At 70.6% G+C, this 16,294-nt stretch carries 10 protein-coding genes; 2 read left to right on the forward strand and 8 right to left on the reverse strand.

Features of this window, described 5'->3' with window-relative positions; all coding sequences use genetic code 11:
- Positions 1 to 41: 41 nt before the first annotated feature.
- On the reverse strand, positions 42 to 1,265 hold the full coding sequence (locus E8A74_RS45000; protein WP_136935330.1) for a thiolase family protein: 1,224 nt from the start codon (positions 1,263 to 1,265) through the stop codon (positions 42 to 44).
- A gap of 290 nt (positions 1,266 to 1,555) precedes the next feature.
- Here E8A74_RS45000 and E8A74_RS45005 point away from each other — a divergent pair, with 290 nt between their 5' ends.
- Positions 1,556 to 4,876 carry a GAF domain-containing protein gene (locus E8A74_RS45005; RefSeq protein WP_136935331.1) on the forward strand — a complete coding sequence of 1,107 codons (3,321 nt, stop codon included), beginning with the start codon at positions 1,556 to 1,558 and terminating at the stop codon, positions 4,874 to 4,876.
- Positions 4,877 to 5,304: 428 nt separating this feature from the next.
- Here E8A74_RS45005 and E8A74_RS45010 read toward each other — a convergent pair whose 3' ends face one another.
- Together E8A74_RS45010 and E8A74_RS45015 are read right to left on the reverse strand one after the other, a co-directional pair.
- Entirely contained in the window at positions 5,305 to 7,056 is a 1,752-nt protein-coding gene (locus tag E8A74_RS45010) for a cytochrome b N-terminal domain-containing protein (protein ID WP_136935332.1), read from the reverse strand.
- A complete protein-coding gene (locus tag E8A74_RS45015; protein WP_232380033.1) occupies positions 7,053 to 7,622 on the reverse strand; it encodes a QcrA and Rieske domain-containing protein in 570 nt (189 codons plus the stop codon). Before E8A74_RS45015 ends, E8A74_RS45010 begins: the two co-directional genes overlap by 4 nt.
- A gap of 79 nt (positions 7,623 to 7,701) precedes the next feature.
- Here E8A74_RS45015 and E8A74_RS45020 point away from each other — a divergent pair, with 79 nt between their 5' ends.
- Positions 7,702 to 9,972 (forward strand): autotransporter assembly complex protein TamA, encoded by a 2,271-nt coding sequence (locus E8A74_RS45020; RefSeq protein WP_136935333.1) that lies wholly within the window; start codon positions 7,702 to 7,704, stop codon positions 9,970 to 9,972.
- Positions 9,973 to 9,982: 10 nt separating this feature from the next.
- Here E8A74_RS45020 and E8A74_RS45025 read toward each other — a convergent pair whose 3' ends face one another.
- The 5 genes from E8A74_RS45025 to E8A74_RS45045 form a co-directional block, all read right to left on the reverse strand.
- Positions 9,983 to 10,225, reverse strand: a complete 243-nt coding sequence (locus E8A74_RS45025) for a hypothetical protein (RefSeq protein WP_136935334.1) — start codon at positions 10,223 to 10,225, stop codon at positions 9,983 to 9,985.
- A 160-nt stretch (positions 10,226 to 10,385) separates the two neighbouring features.
- The gene (locus tag E8A74_RS45030) at positions 10,386 to 12,713 is read right to left on the reverse strand and encodes a (Fe-S)-binding protein (RefSeq protein ID WP_136935335.1); all 2,328 of its coding nucleotides are present in this window, start codon (positions 12,711 to 12,713) and stop codon (positions 10,386 to 10,388) included.
- Positions 12,714 to 12,863: 150 nt separating this feature from the next.
- On the reverse strand, positions 12,864 to 13,472 hold the full coding sequence (locus tag E8A74_RS45035) for a hypothetical protein (RefSeq protein ID WP_136935336.1): 609 nt from the start codon (positions 13,470 to 13,472) through the stop codon (positions 12,864 to 12,866).
- Positions 13,454 to 14,533: an outer membrane protein assembly factor BamD gene (locus E8A74_RS45040; RefSeq protein ID WP_136935337.1), complete on the reverse strand. Its 1,080-nt coding sequence runs from the start codon at positions 14,531 to 14,533 to the stop codon at positions 13,454 to 13,456. The genes E8A74_RS45035 and E8A74_RS45040 overlap by 19 nt, the downstream gene beginning before the upstream one ends.
- The coding region (locus E8A74_RS45045; RefSeq protein WP_136935338.1) for a serine/threonine protein kinase at positions 14,533 to 16,294 on the reverse strand (1,762 nt) is incomplete at its 5' end. The genes E8A74_RS45045 and E8A74_RS45040, both read right to left, overlap by 1 nt.

Below are 16,294 nucleotides of genomic sequence, written 5' to 3' on the forward strand. Positions count from 1 at the left end.
CTCCTCTTCCTTTTCCGTGGGGCCCTGGGGCCCCGTCCCCCTCAGACGTTTTCGAACAAAGCCGCGATCCCTTGCCCCACGCCGATGCAGAGCGACGCGAGGCCGAGCTTCTTCTCGCGCGCCTTCATCGCATGCACGAGCGTGCACGCAATCCGCGCGCCCGACGAGCCGATCGGGTGGCCGAGCGCGATGGCGCCGCCGTTCACGTTGACGCGCGCGGGGTCGAGCTCGAGCGCGCGCACGCACGCGAGCGACTGCGCCGCGAACGCCTCGTTCAGCTCGACGAGGTCCACGTCGGAGGCCTGAAGCCCCGCCCGGCTGAGCAACTTTCGGACGGCGGGGATCGGCCCCTCGCCCATGAAGCTCGGATCCACGCCGGCCGTCTGGCTGCCGAGCACGCGCGCGAGCGGCGTCACGCCCATCGCCGCCACGACCTCGGCCGACGCGAGCAAGAGCCCCGACGCGCCGTCGTTGATCGGCGACGAGTTGCCCGCCGTCACGCTGCCGCCCTTCTTGAACACCGCCGGGAGCTTCGCGAGCGCGTCGAGCGTCGTGCCTTCGCGCACGGACTCGTCGCGGTCGAAGAGCACGGGCTCGCCCTTCTTTTGCGGGATCGGCACGGGCACGACCTCGGCCGCGAAGGCCCCGCTCTTCCACGCCTCGGCTGCCCGGCGCTGCGACTCCACCGCGAAGCGATCCTGATCCTCGCGCGAAATCCCGTACTTCTCGGCCACGTTTTCGGCCGTCTCGCCCATCGAGATCAGCGGGAAGCGCGCCTTCATCCGCGGGTTCTCGTACCGCCAGCCGAGCGTCGTGTCGTAGACCGGCGGCGGCGTGCGATCGAAGGCGCTCGCCTGCTTCGGCATCGAGAACGGCGCGCGCGTCATGCTCTCGACCCCGCCCGCGATCACGCACGACGCCTCGCCCACCGCGATCATCCGCGCCGCGTCCGCGACCGCCTCCAGGCCCGAGCCGCAGAGCCGGTTCACCGTCACGGCCGGCACCTCGTAGGGCAAGCCCGCGATGAGCAGCGCCATGCGCGCCACGTTCCGGTTGTCCTCCCCGGCCTGGTTCGTCGCTCCGAACACCACGTGATCGAGCCGCGCCGAGAGCGCCTCGTTGCGCTTCGCCAGCGCCGACACGACGTGCGCCGCGAGGTCGTCGGGACGCGCGCTCGCGAGCCCGCCGGCGTACCGTCCGATCGGCGTGCGCACGGCGTCGACGACGTAGACCTCGCGAGGCAAAAGAGACGGTCGCGTGCTCATGCGAAGGGACTCTAGTCGCAGCCCCCGAAGCCGCGCAAAGCTTCGTTTTCCTCATCGCCCGCGGCACAACACGTGATCCGTCCCGCGCCCTGGATCCTGCGGATTCGAAGCGACCCCGCGCAGGCGCAAATCCTGCGCGCGTGATGGGTACAGGAGGAACGTCGCAGACGGACAAAGGGGCGCCGTGATCGCTCCGGCGAGGCCTTTTTGTCGCGTATTGCGACGAAAATGAAGGTACGCTCGGGAGACGTCATCGCGTGGGGGGGAGCGCCGCGCACCGACGGATTGCCATGAAGAGCACCGAGCACCGAGCGCGCGAGCCCGGTCCTACCGAGGAGCAACTCGCCTTCCTGGCGCGGGCCGGCGAGCGCCTGGCGAGCTCCCTCGATTTGCGCACGACGCTGGCAAACCTGGCGCGGCTGAGCGTGCCCACGCTCTGCGATTATTGCGTCATCGACCTGCTCGAAGAAGACGGACGCCTGCACCGCGTCGAGTCCGTGCACGTCGACCCCGCCAAGGAGCACCTGCTCACGGCCCCCGCGTCGCCGCGCGAAGGCGGCCTGTGGTTCGCCGACGTCGGCCCGCGCCTGCTCGCGCGTGGCGAGCCCTTGCTCACGCCGAGCAACGACGCGGGCCCCGCCCCGCGCAGCCACCCCTTCTTGCCCGCGGCCGTCCTCGGCACGATCTCCTCGATCAACGCGCCCCTCGTCGCCTCCGGACGCACCATTGGCGTGCTCACGCTGGCCACGGCCGACTCGGGTCGACGTTACGGGAACGCCGATCTCACGATCGCCCAGGACCTCGCCCGGCGCGCCGCGCTCGCCATCGACAACGCGCGCCTGCACGCCGCCGAGCAGCGCGCCCGCGAGGCCGCCGAGCGCGCCGCGGCCCGCACCTCACGGCTCCAGGCCCTCACGTCGAGCCTCGCCGCCGCGCTCACGCCCGCGCAGGTCGCCGACGCCGTCCTGCAACAAGGCCTCGTGGCCGTCGACGCCCGCGCCGCCGCGCTCGCCCTGCGCACGCAGGACGGGAGCCTCGACGTCGTCGGCGCCCTCGGGTTCGCCCCGGGCACGCTCTCGCGCGGCGCCCGCGTCGCCGAGGCGGCTCCCGGCCCGCTCGCCGAGGCCGTGCGCCGCAAGCAGCCCCTCTGGCTCGAATCGGAGGCCGCCGTCGCCGAGGCGCGGGCCCTCGCCGAGCTCGATCCCGAGGGCCAGGACCCGCCGAAGGCCGTCGCCTGTTTGCCCCTCCTGCTCGACGACCGGGCCACGGGCGTGATCCTCTTCTCCTTCCGCGAGCCCCGCGTCATCTCCCACGAGGACCGCTCGTTCCTGCTCACGCTCGCGCGCCAGTCCTCGCAGGCCCTCGAGCGCGCGCGCCTCTACGAGGCCACCGAGCGCGCCCGCGCGGCCGCCGAGCTCGCGACGACACGCCTCGTCGCCCTCCAGCGCATGACGGCCGCGCTCTCCGACACGATGAGCCGCATCAAGGTGGCCGAGACGATCGTCGACCACGTGCGCGACATGCTGCCGCGCTGCAAGGCCATCGTCGCGACGGTCTCCGCCGACGGCGAGCACCTCGACCTCGTCCGCGCCATCGGCCACACGCGCGAGACGCTCGACCGGTACGACTCCACGAAGCTCGCGTTCTCCTCGCCGCTCACGGACGCCGTCCGGAGCCAGACGCCGCTCTTCTTCGACGACGACGCCTACCGCGCGCGTTACCCGCACCTCGCGAGCGGCGCGTCCGACGTGCCGTGCTGCGTCGCCGCCGTGCCCTTCATCGTCGAGGACCACGCCATCGGCGGGCTCTCGCTCCGCTACCACCGGTCGAGCCAGCACACGAGCGAGGACAACGCCTTCATCCTGCACCTCGCCCGCACCTGCACGCAGTCGCTGGAGCGCGCCTACCTCTACGAGGCCGAGCGCAAGGCCCGCGCCGACGCCGACGTCGAGCGCAAGCGCCTCGCCCTGCTCGCCGAGGCGAGCGCCGTGCTCAACGCCTCGCTCGATTCGGCGGCCATCACGGAGTCGCTCGCGCGCGTCGCGGTGCCGAGCTTCGCGGGCTACTGCATCCTGTGCAACCTCGACGAGGAAGGCACCCCGCAGTTCGTGTACGCGCTGCACGAAGACCCCGAGATGGAAGCGCTCCTGCGCGACATGCGCGCACGTTACCCCTTCGGCAAGAGCCACCCGATCAGCGAGGCCGCGCGCACGGGCAAATCGAAGCTCCTCCGCGTGGTCGACGACGGCGCGTTCCGCGCGGTCGCCGCCGACGACGAGCACCTCGCGATCATCCGCCGCATCGGCACCACGTCGGCGATCGTCGTGCCGCTCATCGCGCGTGGCCACACCCTCGGCGTGCTCTCGTTCGGCACCACGCGCGGCCGCTACGGCCCGTCCGACCTCGCGCTCGCCGAGGAGCTCGGCCAGCGCGCCGCCCTCGCGCTCGACAACGCGCGCCTCTTCCACGAAGCGCAGGAGGCGAGCCGCGTGAAGGACGAGTTCCTCGGCGTCGTCTCGCACGAGCTGCGCACGCCGCTGAACGCGATCCTCGGCTGGGCGCGTATGCTCCGCACCGGCGCCGTCCGCGAGGGCAACCAGCCCCGCGCGCTCGAATCGATCGAGCGCAACGCCGTGCATCAAGCGAAGCTCATCGACGACCTGCTCGACGCCTCGCGCATCACGGCGGGCAAGCTCCGCCTCGACCCCTCGGTCCTGGAGCTCGCGCCCGTCGTCGAGACCGCCGTCCACGCCGTCACGCCGGGCGCGACGAACCGCGAGATCTCGCTGCACACGACCTTCGACACGAACAGCGTGCCGATCTTCGGCGACCCGAGCCGGCTGCAGCAGGTCGTGTGGAACCTGCTCTCGAACGCGCTCAAGTTCACCCCGAAGGGCGGGCGCATCGACGTGCGGCTCGCGCGCACGGGCGACGAGGCGGTGCTCGTGGTCTCCGACAGCGGCCGTGGCATCCGCGCCGAGCTCTTGCCGCACATCTTCGAGCGCTTCCGTCAGGGCGACGGCACGCTCACACGCGCATCGGGTGGCCTGGGCTTGGGCCTATCGATCGTGCGTCACCTCGTCGAGGCGCACGGCGGCACCGTACGCGCCGAGAGCGACGGCCCGGACACGGGCGCGAAGTTCACGGTCAAGCTCCCGATCGCCAAGCCCCGCCCGCTCCCCGCCCCAGGCCCTCCCGCCGACGAACGCCGCGCGGAAAAACGAGCGCTCGCAGGCCTGTCGGTGCTGGTCGTCGACGACGAACCCGACGCGCGGGAGATCCTCTCGGAGATCCTCGACATCGCAGGCGCGACCGTGAAGACCGCGGCCGACGCCGCCGAGGCGCTGCGCATCCTGTCGGACTTCGTACCCGACGTGCTGGTCTCGGACCTCGCGATGCCGGGGGACGACGGCCTCTCGCTCATCCGCAAGATCCGCAGCCGCACGCCGGATCGGATCGCGACGATGCCGGCCATCGCGCTCACGGCGTACACGCGGCCGGAAGATCGCGTGCGCGCGCTGAACGCAGGGTTCCAGATGCACGTGCCGAAGCCGGTGGACCCGACGGAGCTCGTGGTGACGATCGCGAGTTTGCGGACGCTTTTGGCCTGAGCACAGGCGCCGCCCTTTGGCGCTTCGCCAACGACCCCCCGGCCGCACCGACCGCCGCTTGGCGCTTCGCCAACGACCCCCCGGGCCACGCCGACCGCCGCTTGGCGCTTCGCCAATGACCCCCTGGGCCGCGCCGACCCCTCGTTGGCGCGTCGCCAAGCGTCTTTGGCGTCAACCGGACCGCTCTTCGGCGCGTCGCCAACGACTCCCGGGGCCACGCCGACCGCCCTTTGGCGCGTCGCCAACGCCCCCCCGGGCCACGCCGACCCCTCGTTGGCGCGTCGCCAACGCCCCCCGGGCCACGCCGACCCCTCGTTGGCGCGCCGCCAAGCGTCTTCGGCGTCACGCGGACCGCTCTTCGGCGCTTCGCCGCTCCCTTTCAGGAGACGTTGGCGCGAGGCAGCGAGGTCCCCGCTGCCCCACGTTCCCTACTTCCCCGCCTGCTCCTGCACGAACCGCGCGAGCAGCGCCTGATCCTTCTCGGAGAGCTTCTCCTTGAACGCGGGCATATGCCCTTCGAGCTTCGGATCCATCGCGCCCTTGGGATAGGTCTTGCCGCTGCCTGGATCCTCGATCTGCGCGAGGATCCACGGCACCGAGGCCCAGCCGCGCAGCTCCGGCGCGAGCGAGTCCTCGTCGTCCGTCTTGCCGTCGAACCGATGGCAGCTCGTGCAGCGTTGCCCCACGAGCTTCTCGCCCGGCAACCCCTCGCCCTTCTTCCCTTGCGCTTGCACGGCGAGGAAGTCCGCGATCGCGTCGAGGTCGGCCGGGTTCATCGCCGTGAACGCCTTCGCTGCCTCGGGATCCGCGGGCGGCTTCGTCATGCTCGGCATCTCGCCTTTGAACGCGGTCTTGCCGAACATCATGTCGTGATCCGGCTCCTCCATCACCCGCTTCGCCCACGCCTTCGTGCCGAAGCCCGTGAGATCCGGCGCCGTGTCCTTGCCCTTCGGCGGCCCCAGATCCCCCATGCGATGGCAGCTCGCGCAGTGCTGTTCGAACAGCGCCACGCGTCGCGTCTCCGGGTGGTTGCGCAGCATCGCGAGCGCGCCCTCCGGCGGCACGCCTTCCTGCGCCAGCTTGAGCGCCTTCGCCCCTTGCGCCTCGGCCTTCGCCACCGCCTTCCCGAACTCCGCGTCGGCCGCGTCCGTGCGCATCGACGCGAACGTCAGCACGCCCGCCGCCACCCCGAACAGGCCCACCGGCACGAGCAGCGGCAGCCGCTTCATCACGCCGCGATCCGCCTTCTTGTCGAGCAGCGGCAAGAGCACCAGGTACCCCACCACGAGCCCTGGGATCACCACCGTCGCGATGAGCTCCAGCTTGCCCGGGAAGGGCTTTCGCATCTCGTAGAGCGCGAGGAAGTACCACTCGGGCCGCGCCGGGTAGTCGCTCGTCGGATCCGCCGGCGCGTCGAGCGGCGCGCCGTGCCGCAGATACGTCAGCGCCCCGATCACGCCGAGCACCACCACGGCCACGATCACGTCGCGCGCCGCCTGCGTCGGGAAGTATCGATCCGACTTCACCGCGTCCGCGGGCGTCGCGAGCGCCGGCCCGTGCTTGCGCGACAGCCACAGGTGCTTCGCCGCGATCGCGCCGAGCAGGAACGGGAGCACCACCGTGTGCAGCGTGTACAGACGCGAGAGCGTCATGTGCCCCGGCGTCCCTCCGCCGAGCAGGAGCTGCTGCAAGACGCCGCCGACCACGGGCACCGTCCCGATGATCCCCGTCTCGACACGCAGGCCCCAAAAGCCGCGTTGATCCCAGCGCAGCGGGTTGCCCGTCAGCGCCGTGACCACGACGAGCCCCACCAGCGCGAGGGCCAACCAGTACGTCAGTTCCCGCGGCTTGCGGTACGCCCCGCGCACGATCGCGTACCCCACGTGGATCACCGCGAGCACGATCGCCGCCTGCGCGCCGAACTGGTGCAGCCCGCGCACGATCCAGCCCGCCGGCACCGCTTGCTGCAGGTACGCCACGCTCGCCCACGCCGTCGTCGCGCTCGGCGAATACACGGTCATGAGCAGCACGCCCGTCACCGCTTCGAGCAAGAGCACGATGCCGAGCGCCGCGCCCCACGCGTACGCGAAGCGCGCGCCGCCGGGGACGGTCGCCTCCACGAACTTCCGGGTGATCGCCCGGTAGCCCGTCCGTTCGTCGAGCCAATCGCCGAGCTTCACCCGACCTCCTTTCGCTCCGCGATCCCCTGGCGGAAGAGCTTGAAGTCCACCTCGACGTGCCCGTCCACGACGCGCACCACGAGCGGATCCATCCCGCGCGGGCTCGGCCCTGCCTCCGCCGCGCCCGCGAGCGAGAACTTCGACGTGTGGCAGGGACACGAGAAGCTCTGCTTGTCGCCGTTCAGATCGATCGAGCAGCCGAGGTGCGGACAAACCGCGCTGAGCGCCGTCACGCTCTCGCCCTTCTTCGTCACCCAGATCGAGCCGAGGAGCTGATCCTTCGTCACCGTGTACGCGTCACGCTCGTCGCCGACGACCACGACGCGCCGCGGCTCGCCCTCGGTCAGCTCGGCGAGGCGACACACGCGCATCCACCGCGCCGCGCCCACGCCGCCCTCGGACGACGGGGCCAGCATGGTCGCGGCGGGGAGCACGATTGCGCCCGCGTAGGCCGCGCCGCCCAGCGCGACGAGCACCTTCAGCGCGCCACGACGGCCGCCGTCGACGCGCGAAGGTTCCTCGGGACGCTCGGCCCGCGGCGGCTCGCCGCCGAGGTCGTTTTGCATTGGCTCCGCCATCTCGTAGGCTCTCCCTCTCCGCCGCGCCCGCGCGCGGCAGAGCGAGGATACCCGAGGGGGAGGCCACTTGACGCAGAACAGGATCAGATCCCGCGTCGCCTTGCGCAGGCTCCTGCCGCTCGCCCTGACCCTCGTCACGTCCGCGGCATGCAAAACCACGCCCCCCAAAGCCCCGACGTGTAACCCTCAAGACCTCTCCGGCTGCATCATCGAAGAGGTCGACGTCCTCGGCAACGACGAGATCCCCGACGCCGCCATCAAGGACAGCATCGCCACCGCGGAGAGCTCGCATCCGCTCGGCGGCGTCCTCCAGGGCATCCCCATCCTCGGCCTCAGCGACGTCCTGGCCGTCGAGTACGAGCGCTTCGACCGCTTCGTCCTCGAGCGCGACCTCGCCCGCATCGAGCGTTACTACCGCAGCCGCGGGTTTTACGAGGCGCACGTCGAGGCGGGCCGGGTCATGCGCCGCAAGTCCGACGGCAAGCTCCGCATCGAGATCGTCGTCGACGAGGGCAAACCCGTGAACCTCCGCAAGGTCGACCTCGCCTGGGTCGACTGGCGCCTGCCCGACGCGGCCGACGTCACGCGCCCCGTCACCGAGGCGAAAAACGAGCTGCCCCTCGGCAAGCGCTTCGAGGAGGACAGCTACGAGGCCACGAAAAAGGCCATCATCCGCGTCCTCACCGAGCGCGGCTTCCCCTACGCGAACGTCCGCGGCGACGCCAAGGTCGACCTCGTCGCCCACACCGCCGACGTCACCTACACCATCGAGCTCGGCCCCCAGGCCAGCTTCGGCGACGTCCGCATCGTCGGCCTCGGCGAGCTACCTGAAAAGCCGATCCGCGCGGCCCTCGGCTTCAAGAAGGGCGATCGCTTCTCCACCGCCACCCTCGCCTCCGCCGAGCGCGCCCTCGCCGACTTCGGCGTCTTCGGCGCCATCGACGTCCGCCCCGAGCTCCCGCCGCCCGACAAGCCGCGCACGAACGTCGTCCCCGTCACGATCGTCGTCCAGCCTGCCGCGCTCCGCGCCGTCAAGCTCGGCTTCGGCGCCGAGGCCGGCGGGCGCGTCGAGGCGCACGGCACGGCGAGCTGGGAGGACCGCAACTTCCTCGGCGGCTTGCGCCGCTTCGCCGTCGAGGCGCGCCCCGGCCTCGTGTTCTACCCGAACGCCCTCTACAACCTCTTCCTCGCGCGCCCGAGCTACATCCTCCCCGAGATCCGCCTGCGCTTCGAGCTCCGCCAGCCCGGCGTCTTCGAGCCCCGCACGCAGGCCGTCCTCCGCGGCGCGGCGAACATCTACCGCCCCCTCAACATCATCACGGCGCCCGCCCCCGGCACGCCCGAGGCCAAGGAGCCCGCCCTCGGCTACCGCGAGGCGGCCGTCACCCTCGGCCTCGAACGCCGCTTCGCCGACTTCACGCATTACCTCGGGCAGTTCATCCACGTGCAGTACGACGACCCGTTTTTGTACTGGCACGACGGCGTCCCCGAAGGCTTCACCCGCCTGCTCTTCACGTACCTCGAGACCGTGGGCACGCTCGATTTCCGCCAGAACGACCGCGGCGAGACCGACCGCATCACCCCGCGCCGCGGCGTCTACCTGAACCTCAACGCGCAGCTCGCGGGCTACTTCCTCCCCGGCGACGCCGACGACGTCCGCCTACGCCCCGAGCTCCGCGCCTACGTACCCGTCGCCAAGCGCGTCACCCTCGCCTTCCGCCTGGCCGGCGGCTTCCTCATCCCGCGCTCGGACGACTTCCAGCAGACCCTCGACCTCCTCAGCCCCAAGGCCCGCGACAAGAAACGCCCCGACGAGAACGACGACGGCATCGTCGACGGCACGAACGTCTCCCTCGACGACCTCCGCAGGTCCCTGCAGCTCCTGCAGTTCCGCGGATTCTACAGCGGCGGCCCCAACTCGAACCGCGGCTACGTCTACAACGGCGTCGGCATGCACGCGAGCGTGCCGCTCCGTGACACCGCGCGTGGGGCCGTGCCTCCGTGGGCGCCGACGGGCGGCCTCACCTTGTGGGAGTCCGCGCTCGAGGTGCGCCTCTCGTTCACCGAGAACCTCGGCGCGATCCTCTTCCTCGACGCGAGCGACGTGAGGCCGGGCCTCGGCGAGCTCGCCCTGAACCGCCCGCACATGTCCGCCGGGCTCGGCGTCCGGTATGCGACCCCGGTCGGCCCTGTCCGTGTGGACGTCGGCTACCGCATCCCGTGCGCGCAGCAGATCGGCATCTGCGACGAGAACGAGCTTGGCTACGACGTCGGCTTGTTTGGATATACGGGCGGGTTCCCGATCGTGACCACGATCGCGATCGGCGAGGCGTTCTGAGCTGGGAGGCTCAGCCTTCTTCTTCTTCGACGCTCCACGTCGCGAGCGCCGTGATCCCGATGGCCGTCGCGCATTGCGCGCAGAGCGGCGGCTCCTCGTAGCGGACCTCGTCTCCGCGGGTCCACACGTAGAGCCCTCGCCCGGCCGGCTCGCCTTCGATGGGCTCCGAGCAGGCGTCGCACCGGAGCTCCCCCGCGTCCTCCGGCGCCGTGTGCGTTTTCAGCGCCATGTCGGCCAGCGAATCGATGGCCATGGAAAAAACCATGTTTCGCGGTTGCTCCATATGCCTCCCTCGGATCCGGCGACCGCCCGAATCTAGCTCAGGCTCTCGTCGGACGCACGTGCTCCGGAACGAGGGGGGGTGGACCAGGTGATTCCTGGGTGGAATTGAGGGAATCGCGGAGCTTGCGTGATCAGGCCTCGGCCTGGGCTTCCGCCTCGGGCGCCGCCTTCTTCGCCTTTTCCTTCTTCGACCCGCCTTCGAGGCAGCTCTCGAGCAGGATCTCCGACACGTCGAGCTGACGCACGCTTTCTTCCTTCCCGTGCGCCTTCAGGCCGTCGGTGATCATCGTCTGGCAGAAGGGGCACGCGGTCGCGATCGTCTTCGCCTCCGTCTGCAGGAGCTGGAGCGTGCGCTTCACGTTCACGCGATCCTTGTTTTGCTCCTCCATCCAGAACTGCGCGCCGCCGGCGCCGCAGCACAGGCCCTTGTTGCGGTTCCAGCCCTCCGCCTCGACGAGCTCCACGCCCGGGATGCTCTTCAGGATGTCGCGCGGCTGCTCGTACACGTCGTTGTAACGGCCGAGGTAGCAGGAGTCGTGGAACACGACCTTGCCCTTCACCGGCGTCTTCGGCGAGAGCTTCCGCTCCGCCACGAGCCCGAGCAGGTAGTCCGTGTGATGCACGACCTCGAACTTCGCGCCGAAGTCGGGGTATTCGTTCAGGATCGTATTGAAGCAGTGCGGGCAGGCCGTGATGATCTTCTTCACCCCGCCCTGGTCCTTGTAGCCGTTCAGCGTGGCCACGTTCTGCTCGGCCAGCATCGCGAACAGGTACTCGTTGCCCGCGCGCCGCGCCGGATCCCCCGTGCAGGTCTCCTCCTGCCCGAGGACCGCGAAGTCCACGCCCGCCTCCTTGAGCAGCCGCGCCGTCGCCCGCGCGATCTTCTTCGCCCGGTCGTCGTAGCTCGCCGCGCAGCCGACCCAGTAGAGCACCTCGGCCTTGGGGTTGTCCGACATCATCGGCACGTCGAGCCCCTCGGCCCAGTTCGCGCGATCCATGCGGGCGAGGTTCCAGGGGTTGCCGTTCACCTCGAGCGCCTGGAACGGACCGTTGAGCTGCGCCGGGAACTCGCCCTTCACGAGCACCAGGTGCCGCCGCATCTCCACGATCTTGTCGACGTAGCTGATCATCACGGGACACTGCTCTTCGCAGGCCCGGCACGTCGTGCAGGCCCAGAGCACGTCCGGGTGGATCACGTTCGCCACGAGATCCTTGCTCGCGTCGGCGGCCTCGGCGCTCGGCTGCGCCTGCAGGCCTTCCGACTCGGAGCGGTAGGGCCCGACCTCGCCGTTGTCCTCCGTCGTCGCGTCGGGCCGCGGCAGCGCCCCGCCCACGCGATCGGCCTCGTGCTTCTGCGCGATGAGCACGCTGTCGTGGTCGTACAGGTGGTCGCGCAGGTTCAGCGTGAGCTGCTTCGGCGAGAGCAGCTTGCCCGTCTTGTGGGCGGGGCAGTTGTCGGAGCAACGCCCGCACTCCGTGCACGTGTAGAAGTCGAGGATCGCCTTCCAGGTGAAGTCCTGGATCTTGTTCACGCCCACGGGCTCGGCCTTCGCGGGCTCCTCGGCCATCTTCATGACCATCTCGCCGATCGCCTCTGCGCTCGGCGCCATCATCGGCAGCCGCCCGCGCGGCGTCACGTTCCGGAAGAAGACGTTGAAGACCGCCGTGATGACGTGGAAGTGCTTCGAGTACGGAAGGACGTTCGCGAAGATCAGGACGAGCGACGCGTGCGTCCAGAAGCCGATCTTGGCGATCACGAGCAACGTGTCGCGCGGCACGCCCGCGAGCAGGGTCGCGAAGAACGAGCCGGCCGGCGAGGGGAACGGCGCCCAGGCGAGCGCGTGTGTCGGCGCCGGCCCGAGCGGGGCCACGACCTTGCGCACGGCGTCGCAGTACTCGGGCTCGAGGTTCCGCCCCGTACAGCCCACGAGGCCCTTGTGGTGCAGGACCATGGAGGCGCCGTCGTAGAGCATGTCCGCCAGCATCATCGTCATGATGATGCCGAGGATCAGGATCGCCTCGCCTGACTTGGTCATGCGGGGGTCGACCTTGATCACGCGGAAGTACAGGAAGACGAGCGCGCCGACGATCACGAGCGACGCGATGACGTCCTTCAGGAACTCGTAGGCGTGGCCGAGGGGCAGGCCGAGGAAGCCCTCGGGCCCCAGGATGAAGAGGTTGAACGACGGGTCGAACCCGCGGCCCCAGAGGATGATCGACCGGGCCAGGAGCACCACGAAGCCCAGGAAGATGAGCATGTGGGCTGCACCGGCGAGCCGGTAGTAATGCATCTTCTTCTGGGCGAGCGCGTAGATCGCCGTGCCCTTCACGCGCTCCGGAACGTCGTCGAAGCGATCTTCCGGCCGCCCGACCTGGAGCAGCGACCACCGCCGGCCTGCGCTGTACGCGAAGGCCCCGGCCAGGCCGAAGATCATGAGAAACATCATGAGCGGATTCATGGCGCGCGTTCTCCCGGGGAAACGGCCCCTGTTGTAGGTGGCCGAGTGGCCGCGCGTCAACCCGAGCGATGCCGCGCGTCACGGGGGTTTGGGGGCATAGCTAGGCTCGTCCTAGCGGAGCCCCCAAGCGTCAACCGGCTGGCCGCGAGATCAAAGTGTGAACTCGAACGACTTCTCTTCCGTGCCCGCGCCTGGCGCGAGCTCCACGACCATGCTGAACGGCCGCTGCCCCACGCGCGCGCCGAGGCGCACCTGCACCGGCGCGGCCGCGCCGTTGAGCTTGTCGAGGCGGATCACCACGCGGTAGCGACCGCGCTTCGGGTCCCCCTCGGCCAGGTAGACGTTCTCCACGTTCTGGCCCTGACACTCGTTCTCGGCCTGCGGACAATCGCGGTCCTTCACGAGGCCCGTCGAGGTCGGCTCACCGACCCGCGCGAGCTCGCCGCCGACGTCGTAGACGTTCAGGTCCACGTCGGCCTCGACCGCCTCCCACGCGATCACGAACTGCAAGATCCCCGTGTGCAGCCCGCAACCCTCGTCGATGACGCCGTTGCAGTTGTCGTCACGGGCGTCGAAACACGTCTCGATGCCCGTCGGCGTGCATGCGGTCTCGAGCACCACGCCCTCGCTCGCCTTCACGTCGACGACCTTGAGCGCGTCTTTCGCCGGCGGCGCAGGCACCTCGATACACGCCGGCCCTGCGAGCACGAACGCGAGCGCGGCGAGCACGTGCCGGGGCGTCAGAACGTGCCTGCGCATGAGACGCCGAGGCCGCCGAGCGGACCACACGCGAACGAACGGATGCCCGCGCCTTTTTGCGCCGCGGGCGGTGCTTCATCCTTGGGCTTCGCGGGCTCCTCGGGCATCGCGAACACCGTCAGCACGATCCCGCCCGCGCCGAGCACGAGCGCGCTGATGCCGAGGCCCACGCTGAGGTTCCGCATCGTGTTCGCGTCGCGCCCGTCGGCCGCGATCACCTGACGATCGAGCTGACAGAACGAAGCGTCCCCGCGGCTGCAGTTCGTCCCGTACATCCGCTCGTGGATCTCGATGTCGCGCGCGACGTTGTTGCGCAGGTGCGTCGACACGAGGCTCGCGCCGAGCGTGCCGAGCCCGAGCCCTGCGCCCACGCCCGTCGCCACGAGCCCGATCAGGCGCTGCTGCGGGATCCAGTTTTTCTGCGGCGGAGGCGGCGGAGGCGGCGGAGGCGGCGGAGGCGGCGCCTCTTTTTTGACCTCCTTTGGATCGATCGAGAGCTCGAGCGGCTTGCCGCCTTCGAGCTCGATCTCCTGCACCTCGTCCTCGTGGTCCGGCGCGCTCACGACGATCTTGTGCTTGCCGGGCGAGAGCCAGAGCGCCTTCGCGAGCGGCAGATTCACGGCCGGCTGATCGTCCACCACGAGCTTCGCCCCGCTCACCTTCGACGTGACGTTCAGCACGCCGATGTGCACCATCGCCTTCGCGAGCTGATCGTTGACGTCGGTCTTGTCCTCGTCGGACAGGGCCCCGACGTCCGAGACGAGCGCGGCTTGCATGGCCTCGGCCGCGGGCATCCACTTCTCGAGCGCGAGCAGCGAGTAGCCGATCATGCGGACGATCTGCGCGCTCGGGTAGAGCGCCTTCGCCTGCTCGAAGAGGTTCAGCGCCTTGTCGAACTGGCCCGCGCGATAGGCCGTGAGCCCCTCCGATGCGGCCTGGCGCGCGAGCTGGATCTGGGCCTGCGAGGTCTGCGCGTCGGACGCCTGCGAGGACGCGGGCGCGGCGAGACCAACGAAGGCGACGAAGGCAAAGGCGAGCGAACGCCGGCAGAGCTCGTTCATCAGAACTTGATGTTACCGACCTTCGGCGCGACGGTACTAGAAGGCTTCGGTTTTCCAGTGCCGCTCTTCGTCGTCGCCGTGGTGGCGGCCACCGCGGCGGCCGTGGGCTTGGCCGTCGGCGCCGCCGTGGGCGCGGCGGAAGGCTCGGCCGTCGGCGCGACTTCGATCGCGAGATCCTCCTCGGGCTCGGCGGCCTGCGCAGGATCGGCCGTCGGCGCGGCCGTGGCCGCAGGCTCGGTCGTCGGCGGCGGGGCAGGAGGCGGGGCGACGGGCGGCGGCGGCTCGGCCGTCGTCGCGGCGGGCGGCGTCGTGGCCGTGGCCTGCACGGCGGGCACGGGCCCGGCAGCCTTCCCCTTGAACACGAAATAAAGCCCGGCTGCGCCTGCGAGGCCCACCGCGATGAGCCCGGCCGCGAGGATCACGCCGAGCTTCGACCGGGCCGGCGGCGCCATCGCCCCGGCCTGCGTCGAGTAGAGCGGCGCGCCCGTCGTCCCCGGCGGGATCGACACGCGCGGGATGGGCGCGCCCGACTGCGACATGCCCATCGCCGCGAGCTGCGCGGCCGTCGCGCCCGCATGGGAGAGCGCTGCGGGATTGACGCCGGGCGGCAGCGTCATGCCGGCTTGCGAGAGGCCGGCGGCGGGGATGCTCGTGCCCGGGATCGACATGCCCGGCGGGATCGAGCCGCCCGCCACGCTCATGCCGTACATCGGCATGCCTTGCAGCGCCTGACGCACCTGCGCCGACGCGGAGAGATCCGACGGGTTCGGCATGTCGAGGCTCGTCGGTTGCGCCGCGTAGTTCACCTGCAGCGCCATGGCGAGGGCCTGGGTCTGCTCGACCGCGTTCGGGTATCGCTGCTCGGCTTCCCGCGCGCAGGCCCGGGCAAACCACGCGTCGAAGCGCGGGCCGAGGTGCGGCGACATCGTGCTCGGCGGGGTCATCGGCTCGTAGAGGATCTGCCCGATGAGCGCGGCCATGCCCTCGGCGGACCAGTAGTTTTTCCCGGTGAGCAGGCGGTAGGCGATGAGCCCGAGCGCCCACAGATCCGCGGCCGGGCCGACCTTCGACGCCTGCCCGCGGGCCTGCTCGGGCGACATGTACCAGGGCGTGCCGAAGATCGCGCCGTCCTGCGTGAGCTCCTTGGCGTCGCTTTGATCGACGAGCTTGGCGATGCCGAAGTCGAGGATCTTCACGAGCGGCGTGCCGTCCTCGCGTTGCGTGACGATGAGGTTCGCCGGCTTGAGATCGCGGTGGACGATGCCGAGCGTGTGCGCCTTGTCGAGGACCCGCGCGACCTGCTTCAGGTACACGACGACCTCGCCCGCGGGCAGCGCGCCGCGTTGCTTCAGCTCCGAGCCGAGATCCCGGCCCTTGAGCAGCTCCATCACGATGAACGGCACGCCGCCGATCTCGGGCGCGACGTCGGCGTCGATGACGCGCACGACGTGCTCGCTGCCGATGCTGACGGGCGCGCGCGCCTCGGTGCGGAAGCGCTCGACGGCGCCGGGGTTGTTCGCGACCGACGGATGCAGGAGCTTGAGCGCGCAGATCTCGCCGGTGTTGACGTGACGAACGGCGTACACCGCGCCCATGCCGCCGCGACCGATGAGCTTTTCGATGCGGTAGCGGCTCTGGATCACGAGCCCCGGCTGGAGATCCCCTTGCTGCGGGTTCACGGCCTCGCCGACATCGGCGGGCACGGCCGGCGCGCCTGCGGCCGGGCGCGGCGCGGGCGCGGGCGCCCCTGCGGCGGGGCGC

This window comes from Polyangium fumosum (genome assembly GCF_005144585.1).
Taxonomy (GTDB): domain Bacteria; phylum Myxococcota_A; class Polyangia; order Polyangiales; family Polyangiaceae; genus Polyangium; species Polyangium fumosum.